Annotated in this window: 25 protein-coding genes and 1 pseudogene; 5 read left to right on the forward strand and 21 right to left on the reverse strand. The window is 44.8% G+C overall.

Translation table 11 applies throughout. The annotated features are described in order from the left end of the window. Nucleotides 1–77: 77 nt before the first annotated feature. The 4 genes from accA to dnaE all read right to left on the reverse strand — a co-directional run bounded on the left by accA (nucleotide 78) and on the right by dnaE (nucleotide 6,963). Nucleotides 78–1,055: an acetyl-CoA carboxylase carboxyl transferase subunit alpha gene (gene accA, locus EFK13_RS14850; RefSeq protein ID WP_129507938.1), complete on the reverse strand. Its 978-nt coding sequence runs from the start codon at nucleotides 1,053–1,055 to the stop codon at nucleotides 78–80. After that, complete coding sequence (gene accD, locus EFK13_RS14855; RefSeq protein WP_129507937.1) at nucleotides 1,040–1,912, reverse strand: acetyl-CoA carboxylase, carboxyltransferase subunit beta; 873 nt, start codon at nucleotides 1,910–1,912, stop codon at nucleotides 1,040–1,042. The genes accA and accD overlap by 16 nt, the downstream gene beginning before the upstream one ends. Nucleotides 1,913–2,245: 333 nt before the next feature. Then, a complete protein-coding gene (ystJ, locus tag EFK13_RS14860) occupies nucleotides 2,246–3,478 on the reverse strand; it encodes an NADP-dependent malic enzyme (protein ID WP_129507936.1) in 1,233 nt (410 codons plus the stop codon). A gap of 137 nt (nucleotides 3,479–3,615) precedes the next feature. Continuing rightward, complete coding sequence (gene dnaE / locus EFK13_RS14865) at nucleotides 3,616–6,963, reverse strand: DNA polymerase III subunit alpha (protein ID WP_129507935.1); 3,348 nt, start codon at nucleotides 6,961–6,963, stop codon at nucleotides 3,616–3,618. 139 nt (nucleotides 6,964–7,102) lie between these two features. On the opposite strand from dnaE, the gene ytrH reads away from it, so the two are divergent. The 3 genes from ytrH to EFK13_RS14880 all read left to right on the forward strand — a co-directional run bounded on the left by ytrH (nucleotide 7,103) and on the right by EFK13_RS14880 (nucleotide 8,237). Beyond that, on the forward strand, nucleotides 7,103–7,444 hold the full coding sequence (gene ytrH, locus EFK13_RS14870; RefSeq protein ID WP_003223537.1) for a sporulation membrane protein YtrH: 342 nt from the start codon (nucleotides 7,103–7,105) through the stop codon (nucleotides 7,442–7,444). Beyond that, nucleotides 7,441–7,944 (forward strand): sporulation membrane protein YtrI, encoded by a 504-nt coding sequence (ytrI, locus tag EFK13_RS14875; RefSeq protein ID WP_064816618.1) that lies wholly within the window; start codon nucleotides 7,441–7,443, stop codon nucleotides 7,942–7,944. Before ytrH ends, ytrI begins: the two co-directional genes overlap by 4 nt. A 101-nt stretch (nucleotides 7,945–8,045) precedes the next feature. After that, nucleotides 8,046–8,237: a YtzJ family protein gene (locus EFK13_RS14880; protein ID WP_003229407.1), complete on the forward strand. Its 192-nt coding sequence runs from the start codon at nucleotides 8,046–8,048 to the stop codon at nucleotides 8,235–8,237. Between the two features lie 17 nt (nucleotides 8,238–8,254). Here the strand turns inward: EFK13_RS14880 and nrnA are convergent, their stop codons facing one another. Continuing rightward, the gene (gene nrnA / locus EFK13_RS14885; RefSeq protein ID WP_129507934.1) at nucleotides 8,255–9,196 is read right to left on the reverse strand and encodes a bifunctional oligoribonuclease/PAP phosphatase NrnA; all 942 of its coding nucleotides are present in this window, start codon (nucleotides 9,194–9,196) and stop codon (nucleotides 8,255–8,257) included. 130 nt (nucleotides 9,197–9,326) lie between these two features. Here nrnA and EFK13_RS14890 point away from each other — a divergent pair, with 130 nt between their 5' ends. Continuing rightward, nucleotides 9,327–9,629, forward strand: coding sequence for a YtpI family protein (locus tag EFK13_RS14890; RefSeq protein WP_129507933.1), 303 nt, complete (start codon nucleotides 9,327–9,329; stop codon nucleotides 9,627–9,629). Nucleotides 9,630–9,647: 18 nt separating this feature from the next. Here the strand turns inward: EFK13_RS14890 and EFK13_RS14895 are convergent, their stop codons facing one another. From EFK13_RS14895 to snaA, 13 genes and pseudogenes are all read right to left on the reverse strand, one after another. Next, the gene (locus tag EFK13_RS14895) at nucleotides 9,648–10,967 is read right to left on the reverse strand and encodes a CBS domain-containing protein (protein WP_129508060.1); all 1,320 of its coding nucleotides are present in this window, start codon (nucleotides 10,965–10,967) and stop codon (nucleotides 9,648–9,650) included. Nucleotides 10,968–11,142: 175 nt separating this feature from the next. Further along, the gene (locus tag EFK13_RS14900) at nucleotides 11,143–12,045 is read right to left on the reverse strand and encodes a sulfite exporter TauE/SafE family protein (RefSeq protein WP_129507932.1); all 903 of its coding nucleotides are present in this window, start codon (nucleotides 12,043–12,045) and stop codon (nucleotides 11,143–11,145) included. Between the two features lie 9 nt (nucleotides 12,046–12,054). Then, a pseudogene (locus EFK13_RS14905) lies at nucleotides 12,055–13,276 on the reverse strand (M20 peptidase aminoacylase family protein). Nucleotides 13,277–13,293: 17 nt separating this feature from the next. Next, nucleotides 13,294–13,986: an RNA-binding riboflavin kinase RibR gene (gene ribR, locus EFK13_RS14910; RefSeq protein WP_129507930.1), complete on the reverse strand. Its 693-nt coding sequence runs from the start codon at nucleotides 13,984–13,986 to the stop codon at nucleotides 13,294–13,296. A gap of 47 nt (nucleotides 13,987–14,033) precedes the next feature. Continuing rightward, nucleotides 14,034–15,359, reverse strand: a complete 1,326-nt coding sequence (locus EFK13_RS14915) for an LLM class flavin-dependent oxidoreductase (RefSeq protein WP_129507929.1) — start codon at nucleotides 15,357–15,359, stop codon at nucleotides 14,034–14,036. Further along, nucleotides 15,346–15,636: a glutaredoxin family protein gene (locus EFK13_RS14920; protein ID WP_129507928.1), complete on the reverse strand. Its 291-nt coding sequence runs from the start codon at nucleotides 15,634–15,636 to the stop codon at nucleotides 15,346–15,348. Before EFK13_RS14920 ends, EFK13_RS14915 begins: the two co-directional genes overlap by 14 nt. Nucleotides 15,637–15,650: 14 nt before the next feature. Continuing rightward, nucleotides 15,651–16,655 (reverse strand): LLM class flavin-dependent oxidoreductase, encoded by a 1,005-nt coding sequence (locus EFK13_RS14925; RefSeq protein WP_129507927.1) that lies wholly within the window; start codon nucleotides 16,653–16,655, stop codon nucleotides 15,651–15,653. Further along, nucleotides 16,652–17,431 (reverse strand): sulfur-containing amino-acid ABC transporter ATP-binding protein TcyN, encoded by a 780-nt coding sequence (gene tcyN, locus EFK13_RS14930; RefSeq protein WP_129508059.1) that lies wholly within the window; start codon nucleotides 17,429–17,431, stop codon nucleotides 16,652–16,654. The genes EFK13_RS14925 and tcyN overlap by 4 nt, the downstream gene beginning before the upstream one ends. Next, nucleotides 17,431–18,135, reverse strand: coding sequence for an amino acid ABC transporter permease (locus EFK13_RS14935; protein WP_129507926.1), 705 nt, complete (start codon nucleotides 18,133–18,135; stop codon nucleotides 17,431–17,433). The genes tcyN and EFK13_RS14935 overlap by 1 nt, the downstream gene beginning before the upstream one ends. 28 nt (nucleotides 18,136–18,163) lie before the next feature. Continuing rightward, a complete protein-coding gene (tcyL, locus tag EFK13_RS14940) occupies nucleotides 18,164–18,883 on the reverse strand; it encodes a sulfur-containing amino acid ABC transporter permease TcyL (protein WP_129507925.1) in 720 nt (239 codons plus the stop codon). A gap of 21 nt (nucleotides 18,884–18,904) precedes the next feature. After that, nucleotides 18,905–19,717 carry a sulfur-containing amino acid ABC transporter substrate-binding protein TcyK gene (tcyK, locus tag EFK13_RS14945; protein ID WP_129508058.1) on the reverse strand — a complete coding sequence of 271 codons (813 nt, stop codon included), beginning with the start codon at nucleotides 19,715–19,717 and terminating at the stop codon, nucleotides 18,905–18,907. Between the two features lie 13 nt (nucleotides 19,718–19,730). Further along, nucleotides 19,731–20,537, reverse strand: a complete 807-nt coding sequence (locus EFK13_RS14950; protein ID WP_129507924.1) for an amino acid ABC transporter substrate-binding protein — start codon at nucleotides 20,535–20,537, stop codon at nucleotides 19,731–19,733. A gap of 13 nt (nucleotides 20,538–20,550) precedes the next feature. Then, entirely contained in the window at nucleotides 20,551–21,087 is a 537-nt protein-coding gene (gene snaA, locus EFK13_RS14955) for an N-acetyltransferase SnaA (protein ID WP_129507923.1), read from the reverse strand. 152 nt (nucleotides 21,088–21,239) lie between these two features. On the opposite strand from snaA, the gene EFK13_RS14960 reads away from it, so the two are divergent. Beyond that, nucleotides 21,240–22,178: a LysR family transcriptional regulator gene (locus EFK13_RS14960; protein ID WP_129507922.1), complete on the forward strand. Its 939-nt coding sequence runs from the start codon at nucleotides 21,240–21,242 to the stop codon at nucleotides 22,176–22,178. Between the two features lie 82 nt (nucleotides 22,179–22,260). On the opposite strand, the gene EFK13_RS14965 is transcribed toward EFK13_RS14960, so the two are convergent. The 3 genes from EFK13_RS14965 to EFK13_RS21115 all read right to left on the reverse strand — a co-directional run bounded on the left by EFK13_RS14965 (nucleotide 22,261) and on the right by EFK13_RS21115 (nucleotide 24,035). After that, entirely contained in the window at nucleotides 22,261–22,944 is a 684-nt protein-coding gene (locus tag EFK13_RS14965) for a metal-dependent hydrolase (protein WP_064816636.1), read from the reverse strand. 62 nt (nucleotides 22,945–23,006) lie between these two features. Continuing rightward, nucleotides 23,007–23,774: an SDR family oxidoreductase gene (locus EFK13_RS14970; protein ID WP_064816637.1), complete on the reverse strand. Its 768-nt coding sequence runs from the start codon at nucleotides 23,772–23,774 to the stop codon at nucleotides 23,007–23,009. Nucleotides 23,775–23,900: 126 nt separating this feature from the next. Further along, the gene (locus EFK13_RS21115) at nucleotides 23,901–24,035 is read right to left on the reverse strand and encodes a hypothetical protein (RefSeq protein WP_075747820.1); all 135 of its coding nucleotides are present in this window, start codon (nucleotides 24,033–24,035) and stop codon (nucleotides 23,901–23,903) included. Nucleotides 24,036–24,066 lie beyond the last annotated feature (31 nt).

A 24,066-nucleotide genomic window follows, 5' to 3' on the forward strand; every position in this document is an offset into this window, starting at 1 on the left:
AATTAAATAAATTGTTTTTAAATAAAATTTAAGGAATGTCACAAAAAATAAACGTGAGCCAAAGGCTTCACGTTTATTTAGTTTACCCCGATAAATTGATCTTCAACCGAGACTTTGCCAATTGCTTTATATTTTTCATAGCGTTGCTGAACTAATTCTTCTTCACTCAACTTCAACAAAGTTTTTAACGATTGTTTAAGGGTTTCGTCCATATAACTTGCCTGCAGCTTCACATCGTGGTGCGCTCCGCCTTTTACTTCTTTTATCATATGATCTATAATACCTAATTCTTTTAAATCCGGCGCAGTGATTTTCATTGTTTCTGCTGCTTTTTTAGCAAGACTGGAGTCCTTCCATAAAAGTGCCGCGGCACCTTCCGGAGAAATAACAGAATAAGTAGAGTTTTCCAGCATATGCAAGTGGTTTCCCACACCAAGACCAAGGGCTCCGCCGCTTCCGCCTTCACCGATGACGATACAGATAACAGGCACTCGAAGACCGGCCATCTCAAACAGGTTTTTGGCAATGGCTTCGCTTTGTCCTCTTTCCTCCGCTGCTCGTCCAGGGTACGCACCCTTCGTATCAATAAAACAGATAATCGGTCTGTTGAATTTGTCAGCCTGTTTCATAAGTCGAAGCGCTTTTCGGTAGCCTTCAGGGTGTGGCATCCCAAAATTGCGGACAAGGTTTTCCTTCGTATCTTTGCCGCGCTGATGCCCGATTACCGTTACAGGAAGGCCATGGAACTTCGCAATCCCGCCGACAATGGCTTCATCGTCCCCGTATGCTCTGTCTCCGTGACATTCAAAAAAGTCGGTAAACAGGTGTGCGATATAGTCAAGCGTTGTCGGACGGTCCGCCAAACGGGCGATTTGAACCCGGTCCCAAGGCTTCAGATTTTTGTAAATATCATCCTGAAGCTTAGCGAGTCGGTCTTCGAGCCGTGCGATTTCCGCACTTAGATCCATATCGGAATCTTGGGTGAATTTTTTTAGTTCGGCGATTTTTGTTTGCAGTTCAATTACCGGTTTTTCAAATTCTAATCTTGCAGCCACTCAATGTCACCTCCTGTTTGATGGATATCCAGCAGATTTTCTAACGTTTTTTTCATGTCGTCGCGGTGAATAACCGCATCAAGCTGACCATGTTTTAATAAAAATTCAGCCGTTTGAAAATCCTCAGGCAGTTTTTCTCCTATTGTCTGTTCAATAATCCGTCTTCCGGCAAAACCGATCAGCGCGCCAGGCTCAGCAAAATTGTAATCGCCAAGGGATGCAAAGCTTGCTGATACGCCCCCGGTAGTCGGATGCGTCATTACTGAGATAATGAGGCCCTGTTCTTCACTGAACAGTTTTAAGGCAGAGCTTGTCTTAGCCATCTGCATCAAGCTTAGTATGCCTTCCTGCATTCTCGCGCCGCCTGAAGCCGTAAAAATAATAAACGGAACTTTATCAGCCTTTGCTTTTTCAATCGCAAGCGTGATTTTTTCTCCGACGACTGAACCCATGCTGCCCATTCTGAATGAAGAATCCATGACGGCGACTACAGCCGGGTGTCCGCCGATGGTGCCCTTGCCTGTCACAATAGCCTCGTTTAAGGATGTTTTCTCGCGGTCTTTTTCAAGCTTTTCCAGATACCCCGGGAAACCAAGCGGGTTTTCCGATAACATCCCCTGATTGAATTCCTCAAAGGATTGTTCATCCATCAAGCTTTCGACACGCTGTTTTGCGTTCATCGGGAAATGATAATCGCAGTTCATGCATACCCGCATATTTTTATCCAACTCTTTAGTGAGCATGATTTTTTTACACTTAGGACATTTTGTCATAATGCCTTCCGGAACATCGTGCTTCGCTTGATCAGACGGTACGGAAGCATATTTTTTCTTTTTAGTGAATATATCCTTTAACAAATGATTACCTCCCTTTTGTGAAGGGTTCTCTTCACCGCATGTCATCAAACAGATAGACTTGCTAATAACTTTACCGAAACTATTGTACTTTTTTTGTCAAACGCTGTCATCCTCAATTCGACAACTTTTTATTCAATGACGTGTTCGGAAAGGTTCGGATGATTTCAGATAAGACGTTGCAATAACAGGATTGGTAACGCATTCAAAAATAATGTTAAACACGGCTGAAATTTTTTTAAGACCAGCCATTAAAAAAATTTCAGCCGCCAGTTTAACTTGAGAACAGCGCGCCGGTCTCCGCCAACGCGCTGCCATTTTTGGAATGAATTAAAATTATTCGCCAATAATCGTAAGTTTTCTCGTTTTTTCAGCAACTTCCTCAGGATCAACAGTGATTCGAGCAACGCCTGTTTCCATTGCCGCTTTTGCCACAGCCTTCGCAACAGCAGGCGCAACACGTTTATCAAACGGTGCAGGGATAACGTACTCTGCGCTTAGCTCATCTTCTGAAACAAGAGATGCAATGGCTTCAACCGCTGCGACTTTCATCTCTTCGTTAATATGAGTGGCGCGAACGTCAAGCGCTCCGCGGAAAATACCAGGGAATGCAAGAACATTGTTGACTTGGTTCGGGAAGTCAGAACGGCCCGTTCCAATAACGCTTGCGCCAGCTTCACGCGCATCTTCCGGCATAATTTCCGGATTTGGATTTGCCATCGCAAAGATAATCGGATCTTTTGCCATGCTTTGAACCATTTCTTTTGTTAACGCTCCTGCCACAGACACGCCGATAAATACATCAGCATCAACGATAACATCTTTCAGAGAACCGTCTTTGCGGTCTTGGTTCGTGAATTTCGCCACTTCGTTTTTGACATCGTTCATGCCGTGCGGGCGTCCTTCATAAATCGCTCCTTTTGAATCGCACATTACGATGTCACGTACGCCATAATGGTGAAGAAGCTTGATAATCGCAATACCAGCCGCACCGGCGCCATTTGCGACAACTTTAATGGATGACATTGATTTTCCAGACAGTTTCAGGGCGTTTACAAGACCTGCTACCGTTACAATGGCAGTTCCGTGCTGATCATCATGGAAAACCGGGATGTTTGTTTCTTTTTTGAGGCGCTCCTCAATGATAAAGCAGTTTGGCGCTGCAATATCTTCAAGGTTGACGCCGCCAAATGTCGGTTCAAGCAATTTAACCGTTTCAACGATTTTATCAACGTCGTTTGTGTTTAAAGCAATCGGGAACGCATCTACGCCCGCAAAGCTTTTGAAAAGAACTGCTTTCCCTTCCATAACAGGAAGCGCGGCTTCAGGACCGATATTTCCAAGGCCGAGAACAGCTGTACCATCAGTCACAACTGCTACCATGTTCCCCTTCATTGTATAATCATATACTTTGTTAATGTCTTCATGAATATCCTTACACGGTTCTGCAACACCTGGGGAATACGCAAGGCTTAAATCTTTCGCGTTTCTTACTTCTACTTTCGATTTAGACTCCAGTTTCCCCTGATTGACTTTATGAAGGTGTAATGCTTCTTCTCTTAATGACATTCTCCTAAACACTCCTTATAGCTATTTTTTTGATTCGTATACTGCTGCGTTGATTGCTGCATTCTGCGGAGTTGATCTATCTGAATATTTAAACAGGATCACATAATCGCTCCAATTGTATAACAAAAAGCCAATCGTTACCACTGTTTTAAAACGACGTTTTTTTGACCCAACAGCTCTTTTAAGCGATATAACACCTGGTAATCCGCATCGATATGAAACGACTCAGGAAGCTTAATCGTCTGTTTTTGCTTTTCATAATAGAGATAAACGCCTGTTTCCCCTTTATGCTCCAGCAAAATGCGCTTAATCTTTGCCAGGATCTCCTGACTGTGCTGACTGCTTTCTATTTTTATATAAACCGACGGCGCTTTTTCCGCATCCATATTTTCTAATAACTCTGCCCGGGACAAGATGAACTGGACCTTATCCTGTCTTACTTCACATTTCCCCGCTGTGAACAAAAGAGCGCCTTCTCTTAAAACGGGAGAAAGCTGTCTGAATTGTTCAGGGAAGACTACGGCTTCCATTTCGCCGGTTTCGTCACTGAGCGTTAAAAACGCCATGTTTTGACCTGTTTTCGTCCGAATCGTTTTGATCTTCGACAGCAGGACTCCGAGAGAAAGCTGCCTTTTGACAGCCTGCCGGGCCTGCAAAATGGACGCTGCTCCGTGCGCAGCCAGCTGTTTTCTGTAGGCAGAAAGCGGATGATTTGAAAAATAAATGCCAAGCGTTTCTTTTTCAAACGCAAGTAAATCCACAAGCGGAAGCTCTTCTGTCTCCACATACTTCGGCTTAATCGAATACGATTCATCTAAAAACAATCCCATTTGGTCATCGTCCGCGGCGAATAGCTCAGCGTGTTCCAAAGCAACGTCAATGGATGCGAGCAGCGTGGCCCGGTTTTGGCCGAATTCGTCCATCGCACCAGAAAAGATAAGTGCTTCAAGCGTTTTGCGATTTACGCTTTTTGACGGCACGCGAAAGCAGAAATCGAAAAGATCTTCAAATGGTTTCTCTTTTCTCGCTTTATATATATCTTTGACTGCTGAGACGCCTACACTTTTGATCGCGCGGAGGCTGTATCTGACAGATCCGTCTTCAACTGTAAACGGAAAACTGCTTTTGTTCACTGACGGAGGAAGGATACGAATCCCGCTCCCCTTTGCTTCGTAAAGATATTGAGCTATTTTATCCTCATTGCCAATGACGCTTGTCAGCAATCCGCACATAAAATACAACGGATAATGAGCTTTCAAATACGCAAGCTGGCAGCCGATCATGCTGTATGCCACCGCATGGCTTCGGTTAAAGCCATAGTTTGCGAATTTGACGATTAAATCGTAGACTTCATTTGCAGTGTCTACAGAATACTCCTTTTTTAAGCACCCTTCAACAAAATGGCTTCGCTCTTTGTCCAAGATTTCTTTTTTCTTTTTGCTGACCGCCCGTCTCAGCAGGTCCGCTTCGCCTAAAGAAAATCCCGCCATACGGGAAGCAATCATCATAATTTGTTCCTGATACACTATGACGCCATATGTATCTTCCAAAATGCTCCTTAAATCTTCGTGAGGATAGTGAACAGGCGCCCGGCCGTGTTTACGGTCGATAAATAACGGAATATGTTCCATCGGGCCAGGCCGGTACAGCGCATTGACCGCCACAATATCCTCCAGGCCTGAAGGCTTAAGCCGCTTCAGAACACTTCTCATCCCTGAAGATTCAAGCTGGAAAATCCCTGTCGTATCTCCTTTTGACAGCAGGGAGAACGTTTTGTCATCACGATAGGAAATACTTGAAAGATCTATTTTGATGTTTTCTTCTTTTTCGATCATTGAAGTGATGGACTCAATCAGCGTCAGATTGCGCAAGCCTAAGAAATCCATTTTTAGAAGGCCCAAGTCTTCAAGATGATCCATCGCGTATTGCGTCAAATATATCCCTTCATGCCCTTCCTGAAGAGGGACAACATCCGTTAACGGTTCTTCACTCAGAACAACGCCTGCTGCGTGGGTTGATGCATGCCTTGGCAGCCCTTCTATTTTTCGGGCAATTGTATAGACTTGCTGAAGCAGGCTTGACTCCCGAAGCCGCTTATCCAGCTGCGGCGACTGCTTTCTCGCTTCATCCAGCGTCATGCCCGGCCTTGAAGGAATGAGTTTTGCAAGCTGATCTGCTTCCTTCGGGCTGACGCCGAATACCCTGCCGACGTCCCGAAGCGCCGCTTTTGCCGCAAGTGTTCCAAAGGTGATAATCTGCGCGACGTGCATCTCACCGTATTTCTGCTGAACGTATTGAATGACTTCATCCCTTCTTGTATCCGGAAAATCAATATCAATATCCGGCATGCTGATGCGTTCGGGATTTAAAAATCGTTCAAACAGCAGATGATGTTTGATCGGATCAACATCTGTAATATACAGCACATATGCCACAAGAGAACCTGCCGCAGAACCCCTTCCCGGCCCTGTCACAATCCCTTTTTCATGAGCGTACTTCATAAAATCCCATACGATCAGAAAGTAATCGCTGAACTTCATCCGCTTGATGACATCAAGCTCATATTGAAGACGGCGAAGATATCGTTCATCAGGCGTGCCAAAGCGGCTGCGGAGTCCTGCCATACAGATGTCCGTTAAATAATCATCAGCGGACGTTCCGTCTGGAGTCGGAAAAGATGGGAGACGGGTCTGCCCGAGGCTGACGTCAACCCGGCATTGTTCCGCGATCTCAACAGAAGCTTGCAGCGCCTCGGGATGCTCTCGATAAATGTTTTGCATTTCTTCGAGTGGTTTCAAATCGAGATCAGGCAGATCTTCGGCGGGTGCATCCGTCAGTTTTTCACCTGCTTTAATCGCTTTCAGACAGCGGTAGGCGGCCTTATCTTCTTTCCTTATGTAATGCACATCGCCTGTCGCCGCAACAGGGATATCCGTTTCTTCAGACAGCCGCAGAATCTGCTCTGACAAGGCTTGATCCCCTTTAAAAGGCTGATAGGAAAAATAAAAAGCTCCCTTGCCGAATATAGACTGAAATTCAAGCGCGGCTTGAGAGGCCTGTTCAAACAGCCCTCCTTCAAGAAGCATTTCAATATATCCTTTTTCGCCGGGCGTCAACGCGATAATGCCTTCACGATAACTGTGAAGCCACTTCGGCTTTAGCCCGCCTTTTGATTTCGATTGCAGAACGCTGCTGATTTTCAGCAGGTTTTGATAGCCTGTATTTGATTTGGCCAGCAGGACGAGCGGGTAGGCTTCAAGCTCGTTATCATCTGTAAAAATAGAAGCTGTCAAACCGATTATCGGGTTGATCCCTCTGGCCTTGCATGCTTTATAAAATTGAATAGCTCCGTACATGACATGATCATCTGTCAGCGCCAAAGACGCATATCCGAGCCTGTCAGCTTCCTTGACGAGCTCTTCCACAGCCGCGGCGCTGTTTAGCAGGCTGTACCCGCTATGCACTTGCAGGTGAACAAAAGACATGCTATCACCTCTTTCTCATTACGATCCGTTTCTTTCTTCATTATAAGGCGGGTTTTCAAAAGAAACAAATGTTCTTTTTTGACTGATCATCATACTTGTCCTGAAAGCTCAATATGATATAAAAGGTGAGGTGATAAAGATGGATCAGGAAGCAGGATTTATGGTGAATTTTATCAATAGCTACTTCATTGCGTTAGGGGTGCTGATCGGGGGCGCGCTCATCGGAGGGCTCGGAGCATATTTAGCAGGCGAAGCCCCGCTTACAGCCATTACAAAGCTTGCAAACCGGTTAAAAATATGGGCGCTTGTCGCCGCTATCGGAGGCACATTTGATGCGGTATACAGCTTTGAACGGGGCATTCTTGAAGGCAATACGAGAGATATCTTTAAGCAGCTGCTTTTGATTATCTCGGCCATGGGCGGCGCGCAAAGCGGCTGGCTCATTATTTCATGGCTGACCCAGGAGCATCTTTCTTCATGAGGGTCCCGCAGCATTACAAAAAACCGGGGTGGCAGCGTTTCTTCGCGGGAATGATGTGCGGAGCCGTAATCAGCTGGTTCTTTTTTCTGTTTACTTACGGAACATTCCAAGAGGAGCAGGTCAGCCTCATCGAAAAACAAAAAGAGCACGTAAAAGACTTGAATAATCAAATTTCGATCTATCAGGAAGACCTCCATAAACTGAATGAAGACAATAAAAGAAAACTGCTGATTCAAAGCGTCAGCGTTAAATTGCTGAATGGGGATAAATATAAAATATCACAGCCGGATAAAACGAAATTCGAGGAGCATGTAAAGGATGATATTTCAGAGGTCATTACAAAGGACATAGAGAGCGTCTATCAAACAAAGGATCTTTTAAAACGGACAATTGAAAATAAAGTCTATTTGATCAACGAAAAAAAATACGAAGCTACCGTCAAGGAATTAACGATTTATACAAGATTGACAGTAGAACTTGAAATATCATTCGCCGCGTAATTATGGATTTTTTTTAAATTCTCCAAACTTCTGTCGCTTTTTCCCATTCTTTTTTATAAACTATATGTGAGGCTTAATGGCGAAAGGAAGGAGGAAGGGAAATGGAGGTTTACAGTGACCGTCAGTTAGCAAAAGATCAAGCAGCCCGGCTCAGACAAGGTTTTTCTGCATATGCCGAAACAAACTCACTCGCTTCCCTCATCAAAAAAGAACTTCAATCTCACAATCTCCAAGTCTACGAGGACCTTACTGATTTCGGCTGCTGGTTCATCCCCGTCACAGATGAACACTAAGAGAGAGGGTCTCCCCTCTACTCGTGTTCTTTACATAATGTTTCCAGATCAGCTAAAATCCGATCAGCTTCATCCCAGCTGTAAATAGAGGCGCCTGAGGCAAGCGGATGCCCTCCGCCGTTATATTTCCGGGCAAGTCCATTAATGACGGGCCCCTTCGAACGGAATCTGACTCTGATTTGATCGTCTTCTTCTACGAAAAACACCCAAGCGCGAATACCTGAGATATTGCCGAGCGTCCCGACAAGCTGCGATGCTTCTGAAGCCGTTGTGCCGAACTTTTCAAGCGTATCCTTTTTGATAAAAACAGAAGCGGCGCCGTTTTCGGACAATGACACATTTTGAAAGATAAAGCCGTTAAGCTTCACCACATTCAGTTTTGTTTCATACAATTGATTAAACAACTCTGAGGAAGAGAATGGATACTGAATGAGCTCGCCTGCATATTTTAATGTTTTTTCCGTTGTATTCGGAAATAAGAAGCGCCCGGTATCTCCGACAATGCCGGCATAGATCAGCTCTGCCGCTTTCGTATTCAGCTTCCAGCCGTGCTCTATTCCTTCTAAATACAGCTCGTAAATCATTTCACTTACTGAGCTTGCGCTTGTATCGACCCAGAGAAGGTCGCCGTATGGATCTTCGTTCGGATGGTGGTCGATTTTCATCAGTTTGGCGCCTGAAGGATAACGCTGATCGTCGATTCTTTCCTGATTTGCCGTATCGCAGACAATGACAAGTGCGCCTTCATATGTTTCATTGTCCACCTCATCAAGGGAATATAAGAAAGAGAGGGACGGTTCAGGCGTGCCGACTGCGAAAATATTTTTTTCAGGATATGTTTCACGCAGGATTTCCGTAAGTCCGCACTGTGATCCGTAGGCATCCGGATCAGGACGCACATGTCTATGTAAGATAATCGTGTCATATAATGATATGGTTCTGATCAGTTCTGTTTTCATTTGATACTCCTTTATTGTTTTTATTCATTAAATCACATTCTCTGCCGACGGAAAAGAAAAATAACGTCAAAACCAAGCCCGTTTTTGTATAGAATGGGTTTGTAAACTTTTACGATGGAGGATTTCATTTATGCTGGTTCTTGTTTTTTTGATTGGGCTTTCAGCCTGCTTCTATGTGTACTATAAAGTAAAAGGCGTACGGGCAAAGCAAGCGTTGGAAAAAGAAATCTGTTCAGCAAAATCAAGCATGGCTTTAGGGTCACTGGTCCTGTTCTACGGGCTCAACCAAATGATATTATTCCATTCAGTATTAACGTTAGTAATCGGCGGCATCTTTATCGTCATAGGAGCAGGAAGCGCTTGGGCAGGTTATAAAGCTTATAGGCATTACAATCCCCTTCACGCCAAAGAAGCTGAAAGAGATCACGCGTAAGGGGCGCCTGAACGTCCCTTAGCTTCTTTCCATCAGCTGAACCATCAGCATCGCTTTAGACACGATATGGCCTTGGCTGTGCACTTCAACTTCCATTTTCCCGAACTTTCTGCCGGCCTCCAAGATGCGCGGTTTGACCTCGATGACTGATTCCATCTGCACAGGCTTCAAAAAGAAAATGGTGATGCTTTCGATAACGAGTTCGCCGCGTTTTTTCGAACGCAAAAACCGGTTTGCCGCTTGTGTCAAAATGGTCGTAAACACACCATAGGAAATGGTTCCGAGCTGATTTGTCATCTGCGGCGTGACTTCATACTCGTAAACCGTTTGATCCTCTTTATCATTATCCTCATCTTTAAATCCTCTTGAAACGATGTCATCGAGCTTCTCTCCGACCTGCGGCTGCTTTTGAATCATTTGAAGGGCTTTTAACACATCTTGGCGGCTGATCATGCCGATCAGTTTTTGGTGGCCGTCAGTGACGGGAAGCACTTCGATCCCTTCCCATACCATCATTTGCGCCGCTGAGGCGACAGATGTTTCCCCAATAACCGTAACGGGGTTTTTTGTCATGACCTTTTCGATAGGTGCGTTTCGGTCATGGCCGGCAATATCTTTTGATGTCAGGATGCCGTGGATTTTCATCTGCTCGTCGACAACCGGGAACCGGCCGTGCCCTGTTTCAAAATTTTTCTCATACCATTTTTCAAGCTTATCCTTAGGCGAAAGATATACCGTACGGTCAGCAGGCGTTAGGATGTCCTCCACCAGGACAATTTCTTTTTTGATCAGCTGGTCATAAATCGCCCGGTTAATCATTGCGGCGACTGTAAACGTGTCATAACTCGTAGATAAAATCGGCAGCTCAAGCTCATCTGCCAGCTGCACAATGCTATCATCCGTGTTGAAGCCTCCCGTCACCAATACAGCAGCACCCGCTTCAAGCGCCTGTCTGTGTGCGTTGATTCTGTTTCCGACAATCAAAAGATTCCCCGCTGCGGTATAACGCATCATCGCGTCCAGTTCCATCGCGCCGATAACGAATTTATTCAATGTCTTATGGAGTCCGGCCCGTCCTCCGAGCACTTGTCCGTCTATGACATTTACAACCTCTGCGTAGGTAAGCTTTTCAATGTTCTCTTTTTTCTTTTGCTCAATCCTGATTGTGCCCACACGTTCAATCGTGCTGACAAACCCTTTATTCTCCGCTTCCTTGATCGCTCTGTACGCGGTCCCTTCGCTTACTTTCATTTCCTTCGCAATTCTTCGCACAGAGATTTTTTCACCGACAGGCAGTGAATCAATATACGTTAATATTTGTTCATGCTTCGTTGCCAAGCCTTTCACCTCTAAGGACAGTCTTCTGTTTTCATTATAAGGGCTCGGAGGATTCGTACGCAATGAGGCTGGAAAATAAAAAAGAAGCCTTCCCGGCTTCTTACAGCGCTGATTTTTTTCCAATCAAGCGGCATGGACCTCGTGATTCCTTTTATCTCATAAAACGAAAAAGTATTTATTTTTCTTTTAAATGGACATCAGCCGCTGTCTTAACAATATGCCGATTCCCTATTTTAGATAAAACGAATAAAACAGCGAACAGCCAAATTGCTCCTATCGCCGTGTAGATCAATGGATAAACAGCTTTGTTTTCGATCCATTCATTTACCAATGTTCTGGCATTTACCAGAATAATAAATCCTCCGACAAGCACACCCATCAATTGCGGATGAAATTTCTGCACCAGCCATGCTGCGATAGGAGCTGCGATGATTCCGCCGGCCATTAACGAACATACCCATAACCAATTGACATCCTCCCACCCTAATGAAATAAGAAAACCGGCAGTTGCAGATACTGCGATGGCAAATTCACTTGTATCTACTGTCCCCACCACTTTTCGCGGGCTCAAGCCTTTGCGTGATAATAAAATCGGCGTTGTGACTGGTCCCCAGCCGCCTCCGCCTGTGGCATCTGCAAAACCGGCGATTACTCCTAATGGAATGGATTGTTTTCGGCTTAACGGCACGTATTTTTTCTCAAGAGCAGGCTTGTATTGAAATAAAAATCTAATCAATACATATCCGCCCAGCAGGAGCAAAAACAAAGAAATATAGGGTTTCGCCACATCTCCTGGCAAACGGCTGAGAAATGCCGCACCTAAAAAAGCGCCTATTGAACCAGGAATGACAAGCTGATAAACGGTTTGTTTGTCAACATTTCCAAATTTAATATGCGACACTCCCGATGCGGCAGTTGTTACGACTTCCGCTAAATGGACAGAAGCCGAAGCGACAGCAGGTGTGATGCTGAAAGCCAATAACAAAGAAGTTGAGGTAACCCCATAAGCCATACCTAACGAACCGTCTATTAATTGCGATAACAAACCTATAAATGCAAAAACAATTAATTTCTTCATCAGAACACCTCAATCAGATATTTTTAACTCCTCATTCCTGTTAATGTAATAGTCTCTTAGCGCTTTCATATAAAAAATAAGAGGCTTTTATTATGGCAGTTTCATCAATTGTAAAAGCCGGGTGATGCCAATCATGATCGCCGCCTGTTCCAAAAAATGCAAATGAGCCGGGGATATGCTCCAGATAGTAAGCGAAATCTTCTCCGGCAGTTGACGGGTCGGGATTAATGACCTGAAGTCTTGCTTTATGTGCAGCGTCTCGCACCAGCTCAGTTATTGCCTCATCATTACAAAGCGGCGGCGGCCCGGAATGCCACTTCACATTTGCCTTTAACGAAAAAGCAGAAGAGATCTGCTTTGCGACAGCCAAAAAACGCTGCTGTACATGATGACGAACCTCTTGGTCAAAAGTGCGAACAGTGCCCTCGATTGCAACGGAATCGGGGATGACATTCCATGTGCTGCCGCCGCTGATTTTCCCCACTGTGATAATGGCGCTTTTTAGCGGGTTTACATTTCTGCTTACAATCGTTTGCAGGGCGACGATAAGAGAAGAGGCGCCGACAATGGGATCAAAACCATTATGCGGCAATGCTGCATGAGCGCCTTTTCCTTGTATCTCTACTTTAAATCGGTCAACAGCAGCCATAAGCGGCCCTGTTTTTAACCCTACCGTGCCCACCGGTATATCCGGTTTATTGTGAAGGCCAATCACTGCATCAATACCATCCAACTGGCCGTCCCCTATCACTTTTGCAGCGCCGGCACCTGATTCCTCTGCCGGCTGAAATAATAAACGAACCTTTCCTTTCAGGCTGTCTTGATTTTGCTTTAATAAAAAAGCAGCACCAAGAAGCGCTGCCGTATGAAAATCATGCCCGCACGCATGCATGATTCCTTTATGTTTAGACGCATAAGGCAAGCCTGTTTTTTCTTCAATCGGCAAGGCATCGATATCAGCCCTCAAAGCAATCGACGGACCTTCTGACTCTCCCGCTATGTCTGCGAATACTCCCGTTTTCAGTGAAGTAGGGCGAATCTGTATCCCCTTTTCTGTCAGGCATTTTTTTATAAAATCAGTTGTTTCAAATTCTTCTTTCGACAGTTCAGGATATTGGTGCAGGTGGCGGCGAATGCCGATGAGCTGTTTTTCCAGCGTTGAGGAATATTCTTCATTTGTGTTCTGAAATGGATATGCGCCTTCTATATTTCTCCAATAATCCAAAGTCATGTTTCCCGCTCCTTTCCCTATCCCAATCTATTTTCTTCAGGCTCTTCAATATAAGCAGCAGCAAACCGACTCAACTTACCAGCCAGACCGCCCGCCCCAAATTTTATATACTTGCTGGAGGCTTTTTGATCGCCTTCTTTTAAAAAGCTTAAAAAAGATAAAATATAAATGCGCCTGTAAGCAATCTGCGTAATTCCATACTCGAAAAACCAATTATCAATGACATTGTATACACCTCGGTTGATGCCGTATAGATTGTTACATTTCTTGTAAAAGCAGAGATCCGGAAGATTCAATTCCTGATGGGAAAGCAGGTTTTCTTTTTTGTTTTGTGTCGTCATTCCAATCTGTTCAAAGCGTTTTGCCGCGCATGAAATATCTTTTTTTATTTGCTTTTTTAAAGACTCCAAAGAATCAAACCTTCTTTCTTCTCTCAATTTAAAGAGAATGCTGCATTCGACCTTTTTTCCATAGATGTCTCTATGAAAGTCAAACAAATAAATCTCCAATGTCTTTTGAAGGTGAGAGCCGACGGTCGGTTTCACGCCGATATTCATCACTCCTAAATAAAATTGATGATCGACTAACACCAGAACCCCATAAACTCCATCTTGCAGCCCATTCATTTTCGCATCTACATTTGCCGTGGGGAATCCAAGCTTTCTCCCTAATTGTTTTCCTTTCACAACCGTACCTGCAATGATCGTCAAACCAGTCTTCCTCCCATCTCAGCTTCCGCCTTCTGATCAAAGGGTACCTAATTTGATGAATGTAACACGGACTGTTGCAGCGGAATGCCAAGACCGAGATTTTCCCGCAATGTCCCGCCGTGATAATCTTGACGATAAAGCCCCCTTTCTTGAAGAATCGGAATCACTTTTTCTACAAAAGCATCAAGTGTTCCCGGTATATCCGACCCAATAATAAATCCATCAGCGGCCTCAGCTTTGAACCAAGTCTCAATTAAGGATGCGACCTGCTCTGGTGTGCCAATGAATAAGGACCGCGGAAAGGCTATCTCCTGCGCTACCTCCCGCAATGTCAAATTTCTGGTTTTTGCTTCTCTCTTAATCCGGTCCGTTGTGCTTTGAAACGCATTCTTTCCGACATCGCCAATATCGGGAAACGGTTCATCCAGCGGGTAGACACTCAGATCGTAATCATCAAAAAAACGGGCCAAATAGGTAACAGCATTTTCAATCGGAATCAATTCTGCAAATTCACGGTACTTCCTTTCTGCCTCTTCTTCCGTATCTGCCACAATCGGACTGATTCCCGGAAAAATCCGCACACTGGAAGGATCACGCCCTTCGGCAGCAGCGCGCCTTTTCACATCCGCATAAAACGCTTTTGTCTCTTCGAATGAATTGGAATGGGTAAAAATCGCATCCGCATTTTTGGCGGCAAACTGCCGGCCTGTTTCTGATGAACCCGCTTGAAACACTACAGGCTCTCCCTGTTTAGAGCGCCCGATATTCAAGGGTCCCTCTACTTGAAAATACTTTCCTTTGTGATTCAGGCGATGAAGCTTCTCCGGTGCAAAAAATTTCCCTGTTTTCTTATTGTGTATAAATGCGTCATGCTCCCAGGAATTCCACAGTCCGCGTACAACATCCAAATGCTCCTGCGCGATTTCGTAACGCTCAGTGTGTTCCGGCAGATTGGACTTACTATGATTGCGCGCCGCTCCTTCCTGCGGAGAAGTAACCAGATTCCAGCCGGCCCTGCCCCCGCTTATATGGTCCAGCGACATCAATTGCCTGGAGATGGTGAATGGCTCAGTAAAAGATGTAGAGAACGTCCCTACCAAACCAATATTTTTGGTGACCGATGCAAGCGCCGATAATATCGTCACAGGCTCAAATCGGTTTAAAAAATGGGGAATTGATTTTTCAGAAATAAATAAACCGTCTGCAATGAAAATAAAACTGAACAACCCCTTTTCGGCTGTTTGCGCTTTTTGTTTGTAAAATTCAATATTCGTACTTGCCCCGGGATCGACATCGGGATGTCGCCAGCCGTCAGTCGTTCCCCCGACACCGTGAATTATGGCTCCAAACTGAATAAAATCAGAACGTGTCATCTTTTGCCTCCTTTATCTGCGCATACATGGCAAGTGCACGGTCAAGGTGTTCAATCCCGATTTCAGTAATCCCCTGATACTGATTGCCGCTCCCGATTTCGACCACAGGCACATGGCGTATCCCATATTTCGCCTGCAGAATATCACGCAGCTCTTCTTTCTCCGACACATCGATATTTTGGAACGCTACCCCTTTTTCATCTAAGTAATTCTTGACTTCTTTGCAATACGAACAGCCTTTTTTACTCCAAACCACAATGTTCACAACATCAGTCATGCTTCCATCCCCCTTTAACGTTTGGCGGCTAAAACCGCTTCGCTCAGCAGCTGATAAGACAGCTGTTTTTCGTCAGCTTGTTTCATCGGTGTAAAAATAACAAAATCATTGATTTTGTATGTGTCTGATAAACGCTTTAACTCATCTGCAGCCTCTTCTTTCGTTCCAGCAATCACCCCGGTTTTTTGCACAATGATGTCATAGGGCTGGCTGACGTTTTCAAGATAGGCCTCAGCCTGTTGACGGGAGCCGATGTTGACTCTCCGCCCGTCTTGTAAAACCACTTTTATCGTTTCACGCGACACAATATGTTTTTCCGCTTCTTCTTTCGTATGTGCCGCAAAAACAGCGGGAGCAAGATGGAATTCAGCCTCAGATCCTGAAGGCAGATGCGTGTCAAAAGCTTGGCGTGCTTCTTTCAGCACTTCCTCTTCACCATTAATAAAGTAAGCAAAAACAAAAGAGATTCCCAGTTTGGCAGCCGAAATGGCACTCTCCACACTTCCTCCCAGCAGAAAAATCCCCGGCTGCTGATCAACCCGCGGAGCAGGACGCAGTGCCGCGTACCGGTGGGTATCAGGAAAATCATCCCGAATGAAATGAGTAAGTTCCTCCAGTTTTTCATCAAACTTTCGCGCCGGTTTTTCATATTCGGCCTGCAGCGCGTCAGTTGACAGCTGATACCCGCCGGGCGCTTTGCCCACTCCGAGATCTATACGGCCGGGAGCTAACGCCGACAGAAGGTGAAACTGCTCCGCCACTTTGTAAGGGCTGTAATGCTGCAACATCACTCCGCCTGATGCTAAATGAATGTTCTTTGTGCTAGCGGCAAGATAACCTAAAAGAACCTCAGGCGCAGATCCTGCAATTTCTTCATTATTGTGATGTTCAGCCACCCAAAACCGGTGATATCCATACTCTTCAGCCATCTGCGCCAACTTCACCGTTTGCTGCAGTGTATCGGCTGCTGTCTCCCCTTCACCAATCAAGCTTTGATCTAAAATACTTAAGCGGATCATATCACCGGCTCCTTTATGAATTCTTTTGGTTCATATAAATATTCCGGCGAAACGCGGCGGAGAAACTGTCTCGTTCGTTCTTTTTTGGTGTGGCGGAAGACTTCTTCCGGAGTGCCTTGTTCAACTATGACTCCTTCATCCATAAAAACAACTTGATCAGAGACCCTTTTGGCGAATTCCATTTCATGTGTAACAACAATCATGGTGGCACCGGTTTTTACGATATCCAGCATCACTTCCAGAACTTCGCCGACCAGCTCCGGATCAAGCGCAGCCGTCGGCTCATCAAACAGCAGCACATCCGGATGAATGGCAAGCGCCCTCGCTATCCCGACTCTCTGTTTTTGCCCTCCCGATAACTGACTGGGATAAACAGTTAATTTGTCTTGAAGCCCGACCTTTATCAGTTCATTCTCTGCTACGGCGTATGCGTCTTGCTTTCTCATTTTCCTGGCGATCGTCAAGCCTTCCATGACATTTTCAATCACCGTTTTGTGAGCAAACAGATGATATTGCTGGAATACCATTGCCGTCTGTTTTCTGAGCCAGTGAATGTCTTTTTTGGACGGATAGCTGCAATTAATCACTTTGTCTTGTAGGGAAATGACCCCTTCGTCCGGCCGTTCCAATAAATTCAAGCAGCGTAAAAAGGTGGTTTTACCTGATCCGCTCGGCCCGATAATGGTCACAACTTCTCCCTTGCGTACAGTGAGATTTATCCCTTTTAATACATGGTGGATGCCAAACTGTTTATGGATATTTTTAATCTCAATCATCATGTGCCTCCTTGAAATTTGGCTATTCTTTTCTCGAAGATCCCGCTAACAGCTTCGATCATAAGAGTCAGAATCCAATAAATCATTGCAGCTCCGATAAAAGCCTCCAGAAAAGCGTAATTATCCGAAGCAACGATTGTCGCTGTCCCTGTTATTTCGGGAACAGCCACAATAGCCGCGATAGAGGTCGTATGCAAAAAGCCGATGCCCAAGTTGGTGAAGTTTGGAACGGAAACCATCAACGCCTGCGGCAATATCACCCGCCGAAAGGTTTGACCGGGTGTCAGGCCGACTGAATAAGCCGCTTCGACCTGCCCGGTATCCATCGCCAGAATACCCGAACGGATGATCTCTGTCAGATAAGCTCCGGCAGTTAAAGACAAAGCCATAATGACAAACACAGCGACCGGTATTTCATTGGCGGACCAGCCGATATGAAACAAGCTGCTCACATGATCTGCAATCGGCGGTATCCCTAAATAAATCAGCATGATATGAAGGATTGCAGGTGTACTTCGAAAGAATGACACATAAAACCTTGAGCAAGCCATCAACCGCTTTATTCTAAAAATTCTGACCATTATATTTACAAGAGCCACGAGAAATCCAAACACGACCGGCAAAACAGCCATTATCAATGTCAGCGGAATGGTCTTTATCATTTCTTTCATGGCGGAAGCGATAAACGAAAAGTCAAATGGCAACCTACTCCCTCCTCATCCTAGAAATACGTCAATGTATGTTCATGTCAAAAACGGTAACAAGCCTTGTTTGATTCTTTTTGATACGTTTTTCGGCTACTCTAAAGAACCATTCGAATAAAACCGCTACGGCGTAATAAACAACGGATAGCGCAATGTATACTTCAAGAGAATGATTGCTCGAGGTGATTAGGGTTTGGCCTCTTCCGGACATATCCATGACACCTATTGAAAAAGCAAGAGACGTATCTTTTAAAGAACTGATCACCATGTTTCCCATATTCGGAAAAGCCTGCACAAGCGCCTGGGGCAAAACGATGCGCCTGAAGGCCTGGCTTCCGCTAAGGCCGATACTGTACGCCGCTTCTGTTTGGCCTTTATCAACACTGCCCACCCCCGCTCGAATGATTTCAGCGGCTGCAGCAGCGTTGCTTAACGCGTAAGTTGCGACAGCAGCATAAAACGGGTCCATTTTTGATGTATCAATCCCGATAAGCCCAGTAAGCGCCGGAATTCCATAAAACACGATGAAAAGCTGCACCATAATAGGCGTTCCTCTGAAAAACGAGATATACACTTTTGCCAATTGACTCACAATTGGAATGTTGTAAATGCGAGGAAGCGCCAAAAGAAGCCCCAAAATATAACCGAAAAGCAACGACAGCGCCAGAATGGCTAATGTAACCGGCAAATAACCGATTAGCGTTGGCACAAAATCTGTAATCATGTTGATATCAAACGCTTTTTCCATCACTGCTCCCTCTCTTTTTCCTTAATACTGCTCCTTGGAATAGTCGTCTCCAAGCCATTTTAAGCTGAGATTTTTCAGCGTTCCGTCATCAATGATTTCCTGTAAAGCTTTATCAATATCGTCACTTAACGTTTGTTCATTTTTGTTAAACATAAAATACACTTTGGCATTCGAAAGCACGTCACCGACCGTTTTTTCTTTAATGGCGCTCGTCTTGTTTTGAAAGTCTACTGCAAAAGGCGTTGAAATGGTGGCGTCGGCACGTCCTGATTTCAGCTGATTGGCTGCCTCATTTGCGCCTTGGCCCTCATAGGCAATCTCAAACGGCCTTCCATTTTCCTCATTCCATTTCTTCAGTACAAGCGCCCCGTTGGAAGTTGCGCTCGTAATCACCCGTTTTCCTTTTAAATCTTCAATTCCGTTAATCGTATCGTTATCTTGAAGCACGGTTATTTTGAGAGGAAAATGATTGTAGGCTACCTTATTGAACAGAAATTTTTTCTCACGCTCTTTGCTTTTCTCCATTTGGTGTGCCACAATATCGACTTTATGCTGTCCAAGGCTGACAAGCAGGTTGGAAAATTCCATTGTTTTAAACGTGAATTTATAATTCGGCAAACGTTTATCAAGTTCTTTGATCAGTTCGACATCATAACCGGTTAACTCGCCTTTATCATCGATAAAGCATATATTCGGAAATTGAGTTCCAGTCCCAACCGTGATTGTCTGTACCTTCTTTTCGTCAGCACCCGTCGTTTGATTGCCTGCGCCGCAAGCCGACAAAACCGTAATAAGTGAAAATAATATTGCCATGAATGCTGCTGTTGTTCTCATCTCATCGCCCCATTTATTGTTCAAAGCTTGATTTTGAATAATCTGCACCAAGCCATTTCCGGCTTAGTTTTTTTAACGTTCCGTTTTTCTCCAGCTTTTTAATCGCTTGATCCGTGTCGTCGGCCAAGGTTTGGCTCCCTTTATTGAACATAAAGTACACCTCGGTATCCAATAACACATCGCCGACTGTCTTTTGGCGGAAGGCGTGCGTTTTATTCTGAAAATCAACGGCAAACGGTGTTGCTATTGTTGCATCGGCACGACCGGTTTCAATTTGGTTTGCAGTGTCATTGCTTCCCTGTCCTGCGTATTTCAGATGAATCGGATTGCCATGCGTTTTGTTGTAATTCGTTATATAGTCGGCCGCATTTGATGTGGCGCCCACAATGACGGTTTTCCCATGCAAATCTTCTAATGTATGAATCTTGTTATTATCCTCACTCACCGTGATGTACATCGGCGAATAGTTATAAGGCACTTTATGATATAAAAAACGCTTTTCTCGTTCTTTATTTTTGGCCATATTGTGCGCGATCACATCAATTTTTTTATTACTCAGGCTCGTCAGCAGATTTGAGAAATCCATCGTTTTAAATTCAAATGTATATTGCGGCAATTCTTTATCGATGGCTTTCATCACTTCAATGTCATACCCGGCCAAATCGCCTTTTTTATTCAAAAACGCAATATTCGGAAAATCCGTTCCAGTACCAACTATGACTGTTTGAACCTGACGATCTGTTTTACTTTTTTCCGATCCGCACCCGCCAAGAAACACAAACACTGACAGCAGCAAAACCAGTCCCATTCGCTTTTTCATAGGCTGCCTCACATTACGCCCAGCTGGGCACACCTAAAAGCGCCGGGTCAAATCGTTCCGGAATCAGAACCTTATGCATCATCACACCTATGTCTCCGTCTTTTTCCTGCTCAAAATACACTTCATACCCTCTCCTTCTGTACATATCGGCAAGCCAAGGGTGTTTGCGTGCAGAAGTGCCGAGCGTCAGCGCAGGCGCCTTCAGCATATCGCGAAGAACATTTTCCTCAACGTGCGTCAGGAGCTTACTTCCTGCGCCCTGCCCTTTATATTCCGGTAGCGTCGCAAACCACCAAACAAACGGATATTTTGAAGGGGGCTTCTCACTCTCCCATGGAAATCTGATGGTAATTGTTGAAATCAGCTTCCCATCCCGCTCCAGCACGATCGCTGAATGATTTTCAATATTTTCTGATACCATCTGGATATCAGCTCTCGTGGAAGGCCAATCAATATCCAGCTGACGAATTGGCTGAAAAGCGCTATTAACCAGTTTCAACAGCTCCGGTGCATCTTCAACAGTTGCCAATCGAAAAATATCCTTACTCATTTCCGGCACTCCCCTTCATAAAATATATAATTCCTATTTGTTTACTATGCTTTTATTGTTTATACTATAAAGCATACTCTGATCTTTGGCTAATCAAAAAAAGTAAACCTTCACTTCAGTAATTTTAATGATGAAAAACAGGAGGGAGCACATTGGAGTTTCGCTCAATTAAAACGTTTCACACGATTGTCAAATTCGGAAGCTTCTATAAAGCTGCGGAAATACTGAACTACTCGCAGCCAACGATATCCATGCGTATGAAGCAATTAGAGCAGGATTTAGGCGCGCAGCTGTTTGAAAGGGGAAAAAACCTGCAGCTGACAAAAGCGGGGAAACTTTTTTATGAACGAACAGGAGATCTTTTGACTCAATACGAGGCGCTTAAACACAACCTCTCCGACTTAAAGGAAGAGGAGGCAGGCATCATCAACATAGGCGTTTCAGAGCCGACTGCCAGTCTGATATTCCCTGAGATTTTAAAGGATTTCTTAAAGGATTACCCAAAGATAACCGTTAATATCAACGTTGACGACGCCAATACCTGCAGTCAAAAGCTCTTAGACGGAACGATTGATTTTGCCGTCTGCGGTGAGCCGGAATTGATTCTTGAAAACTTCTATCTTCCCATTTTTTATGACACATTAAATGTGATTGTATCTGATCGCCATCCTCTCGCTCAGAAGAAAGCTGTTCATTTATCTGATTTAGAAGGAGAATGTTTTATATTTACGCCCGCCAATTGCCCCATTCGCATACAAATGGAACAGCATTTACATAAAGCACTCGGCAATCGTTACAAAAAAATGGAGCTCACGAGCAGCATGGCACATGAATATTACGTACGGGAAAACATCGGGATTTCAATCTTCACCAGCACCGCACATTCTAAACCGCTTAGCGGCACTACTGTTATTCCCATTCTGAATCTGGATATTGCACCGCCTATAGGGCTGTTAACAAATCGAAAAGCAGATCATTTTGACCCCGCAACGAAGGACTTGATCGATCGTCTGACCAAACATTTTCACCAGCGCAGCAAAGAATTAAGAGGAGATCCGGAAGAAAAATCTTACAAAGCAATCACGGGATAACAAGGTACTGTCACTGACTTATCCGTACGTTTTTTCAAAATAAAAAACATCTCCTGAGGAATCAGGAGATGTTTTCACAGATTTAAAGCTCGATCGTCTCACCGACCGCCATGACTTTGCCGACTCCGCCCGGCAGGCTGTCAGCGAATGCCTCAGGGTCTTGTTCGATGACCGGGAATGTATTGTAATGCACCGGCACGACCTGTTTTGCCCGCAGCCATTCGGCGGCAAGCTTGGCGTCTTCAGGTCCCATCGTAAAGTTGTCGCCAATCGGCAGGAAGGCAAGGTCAATATGATTCAATTCGCCAATCAGCTTCATATCAGAAAATAGAGCCGTATCGCCCGCGTGGAAAATCGTTTTATCTTCGACAGTCAGCAAAATACCGGCTGGCATGCCTGTGTACGTGATCGTTTTGTTTTCTTCATCTGTGATGGCTGATCCGTGAAAGGCCTGTGTAAGCTTCACTTTTCCAAAATCGAACTGGCGTGAGCCGCCGATGTGCATTGGATGAACATTTAAGCCTTTCCAGCCCAAGTACACAGCGAGCTCGTTCGGAGCTACAACCAGCGCGTTGTTTTGCTTGGCGATTTGCTCAGTGTCGCCGACATGATCATTGTGGCCGTGCGTCAATAAGATGACGTCTGCTTTTACATCCTCCGGCTTTACATTCGTTAACGAATTCCCTGTCAAAAACGGGTCAAATATAATATTGTGATCCTTTGTTTCCACTGTGATTACAGAATGTCCGTGATATGTCACTTTCATTTTTTTCACCTCGTCACGTTATTTCGATTTTTTTATTTTCCCTTTTTAAAAAGCTGAAAAACTTATGTTGTTTGATTCTTATTAATGACATTGAGTCCTCCGGTGGCTTCAATGACAGTCCCTGTTACAAGGTCAGAGTTCTCTTCACACAAGAAAGCGATAATCCGGGCGATATCCTCGCCTGTGCCGGATCTTCCTATCGGCGTCTTTTCTTTGCCGATCCGTTTTCTGGCTTCTTCTATTGACGCTTCCTTCATGTCGCCGACAATGTCCCCCGGGCAAACCATATTGGCGGTTATGCCGAATTCGGCTTCTTCGATGGCAATGGTCTTCGTCAAAGAGGCCAAACCCACTTTCGCAGCGCCAAACGCCGATCGGTGAAGCCAGCCGGGCGCGTGCGCCGCACCTTGGAATCCGTACGTGATAATTCGCCCGAATTGCTGTTTTCTCATAATAGGAATTACCGCTTTAAATAAGTGAAAGACGGCGCTTAAATTTCCTTCCAGCATGCCGTACCATTCATCATCAGTATAATCGGCTAACTTTTTACGTTCAAATATGTATGGTCCCGCGTTGTTAATCAAAAAGTCGATCCTTCCGAAGCGGTTTAAGGCAGCCTCTGCAATACGCAGCAGATCTTCTTTTTTGGTGACATCTCCTTTTACAAATTGAAGCCGGTCCAGACAATCAGGACAGGCTTCCTTCAGGCGGCTTACAGCATCCTCATCCTGCCTGTAATTGACTGTTACTGAATACCCCTTTGCAAGCAACGTCTCAGTCACTTTGCGGCCTAAACCCTTCGAACCGGCAGTAATTAAAGCATGTCGCACATGAATACCTCCCAAAGCAACGTCGCCGCTTTCAATAAAGTGTTTCTTCTTCTACTTTACTATAAAAGGCCTTCAATATCACTTTTTACACTTTGACATACAAAAAAAGCTGTCTGTACAGACAGCTTATTCTGCAGAAGATGAAGGCTCCTGATCATGCATATCGACATAACCGCTTTGATATGCTTCTGAAATGAGCCTTGTTGTCTCCTGGCTTTCTTGTTCATCATAAATATAGCGTTCCGGTTCTTTTTTCATCATTCTGCCTCCCATCATTATAGAGGTAGGTTGG

The sequence above is a fragment of the Bacillus cabrialesii genome (assembly GCF_004124315.2).
Classification (GTDB): domain Bacteria; phylum Bacillota; class Bacilli; order Bacillales; family Bacillaceae; genus Bacillus; species Bacillus cabrialesii.

Coding starts and splice junctions, on each gene's coding strand:
- EFK13_RS14890 (WP_129507933.1), top strand. CDS start 9,327: ATGCTGGTTCTTGTTTTTTTGATTGGGCTTTCAGCCTGCTTCTATGTG.
- tcyK (WP_129508058.1), bottom strand. CDS start 19,717: ATGAGAACAACAGCAGCATTCATGGCAATATTATTTTCACTTATTACG.
- tcyL (WP_129507925.1), bottom strand. CDS start 18,883: ATGGAAAAAGCGTTTGATATCAACATGATTACAGATTTTGTGCCAACG.
- EFK13_RS14900 (WP_129507932.1), bottom strand. CDS start 12,045: ATGAAGAAATTAATTGTTTTTGCATTTATAGGTTTGTTATCGCAATTA.
- EFK13_RS14915 (WP_129507929.1), bottom strand. CDS start 15,359: ATGACACGTTCTGATTTTATTCAGTTTGGAGCCATAATTCACGGTGTC.
- EFK13_RS14920 (WP_129507928.1), bottom strand. CDS start 15,636: ATGACTGATGTTGTGAACATTGTGGTTTGGAGTAAAAAAGGCTGTTCG.
- nrnA (WP_129507934.1), bottom strand. CDS start 9,196: ATGAAAACAGAACTGATCAGAACCATATCATTATATGACACGATTATC.
- EFK13_RS14925 (WP_129507927.1), bottom strand. CDS start 16,655: ATGATCCGCTTAAGTATTTTAGATCAAAGCTTGATTGGTGAAGGGGAG.
- tcyN (WP_129508059.1), bottom strand. CDS start 17,431: ATGATTGAGATTAAAAATATCCATAAACAGTTTGGCATCCACCATGTA.
- EFK13_RS14880 (WP_003229407.1), top strand. CDS start 8,046: ATGGAGGTTTACAGTGACCGTCAGTTAGCAAAAGATCAAGCAGCCCGG.
- EFK13_RS14950 (WP_129507924.1), bottom strand. CDS start 20,537: ATGAAAAAGCGAATGGGACTGGTTTTGCTGCTGTCAGTGTTTGTGTTT.
- ytrH (WP_003223537.1), top strand. CDS start 7,103: ATGGATCAGGAAGCAGGATTTATGGTGAATTTTATCAATAGCTACTTC.
- EFK13_RS14965 (WP_064816636.1), bottom strand. CDS start 22,944: ATGAAAGTGACATATCACGGACATTCTGTAATCACAGTGGAAACAAAG.
- ystJ (WP_129507936.1), bottom strand. CDS start 3,478: ATGTCATTAAGAGAAGAAGCATTACACCTTCATAAAGTCAATCAGGGG.
- dnaE (WP_129507935.1), bottom strand. CDS start 6,963: ATGTCTTTTGTTCACCTGCAAGTGCATAGCGGGTACAGCCTGCTAAAC.
- EFK13_RS21115 (WP_075747820.1), bottom strand. CDS start 24,035: ATGATGAAAAAAGAACCGGAACGCTATATTTATGATGAACAAGAAAGC.
- ytrI (WP_064816618.1), top strand. CDS start 7,441: ATGAGGGTCCCGCAGCATTACAAAAAACCGGGGTGGCAGCGTTTCTTC.
- snaA (WP_129507923.1), bottom strand. CDS start 21,087: ATGAGTAAGGATATTTTTCGATTGGCAACTGTTGAAGATGCACCGGAG.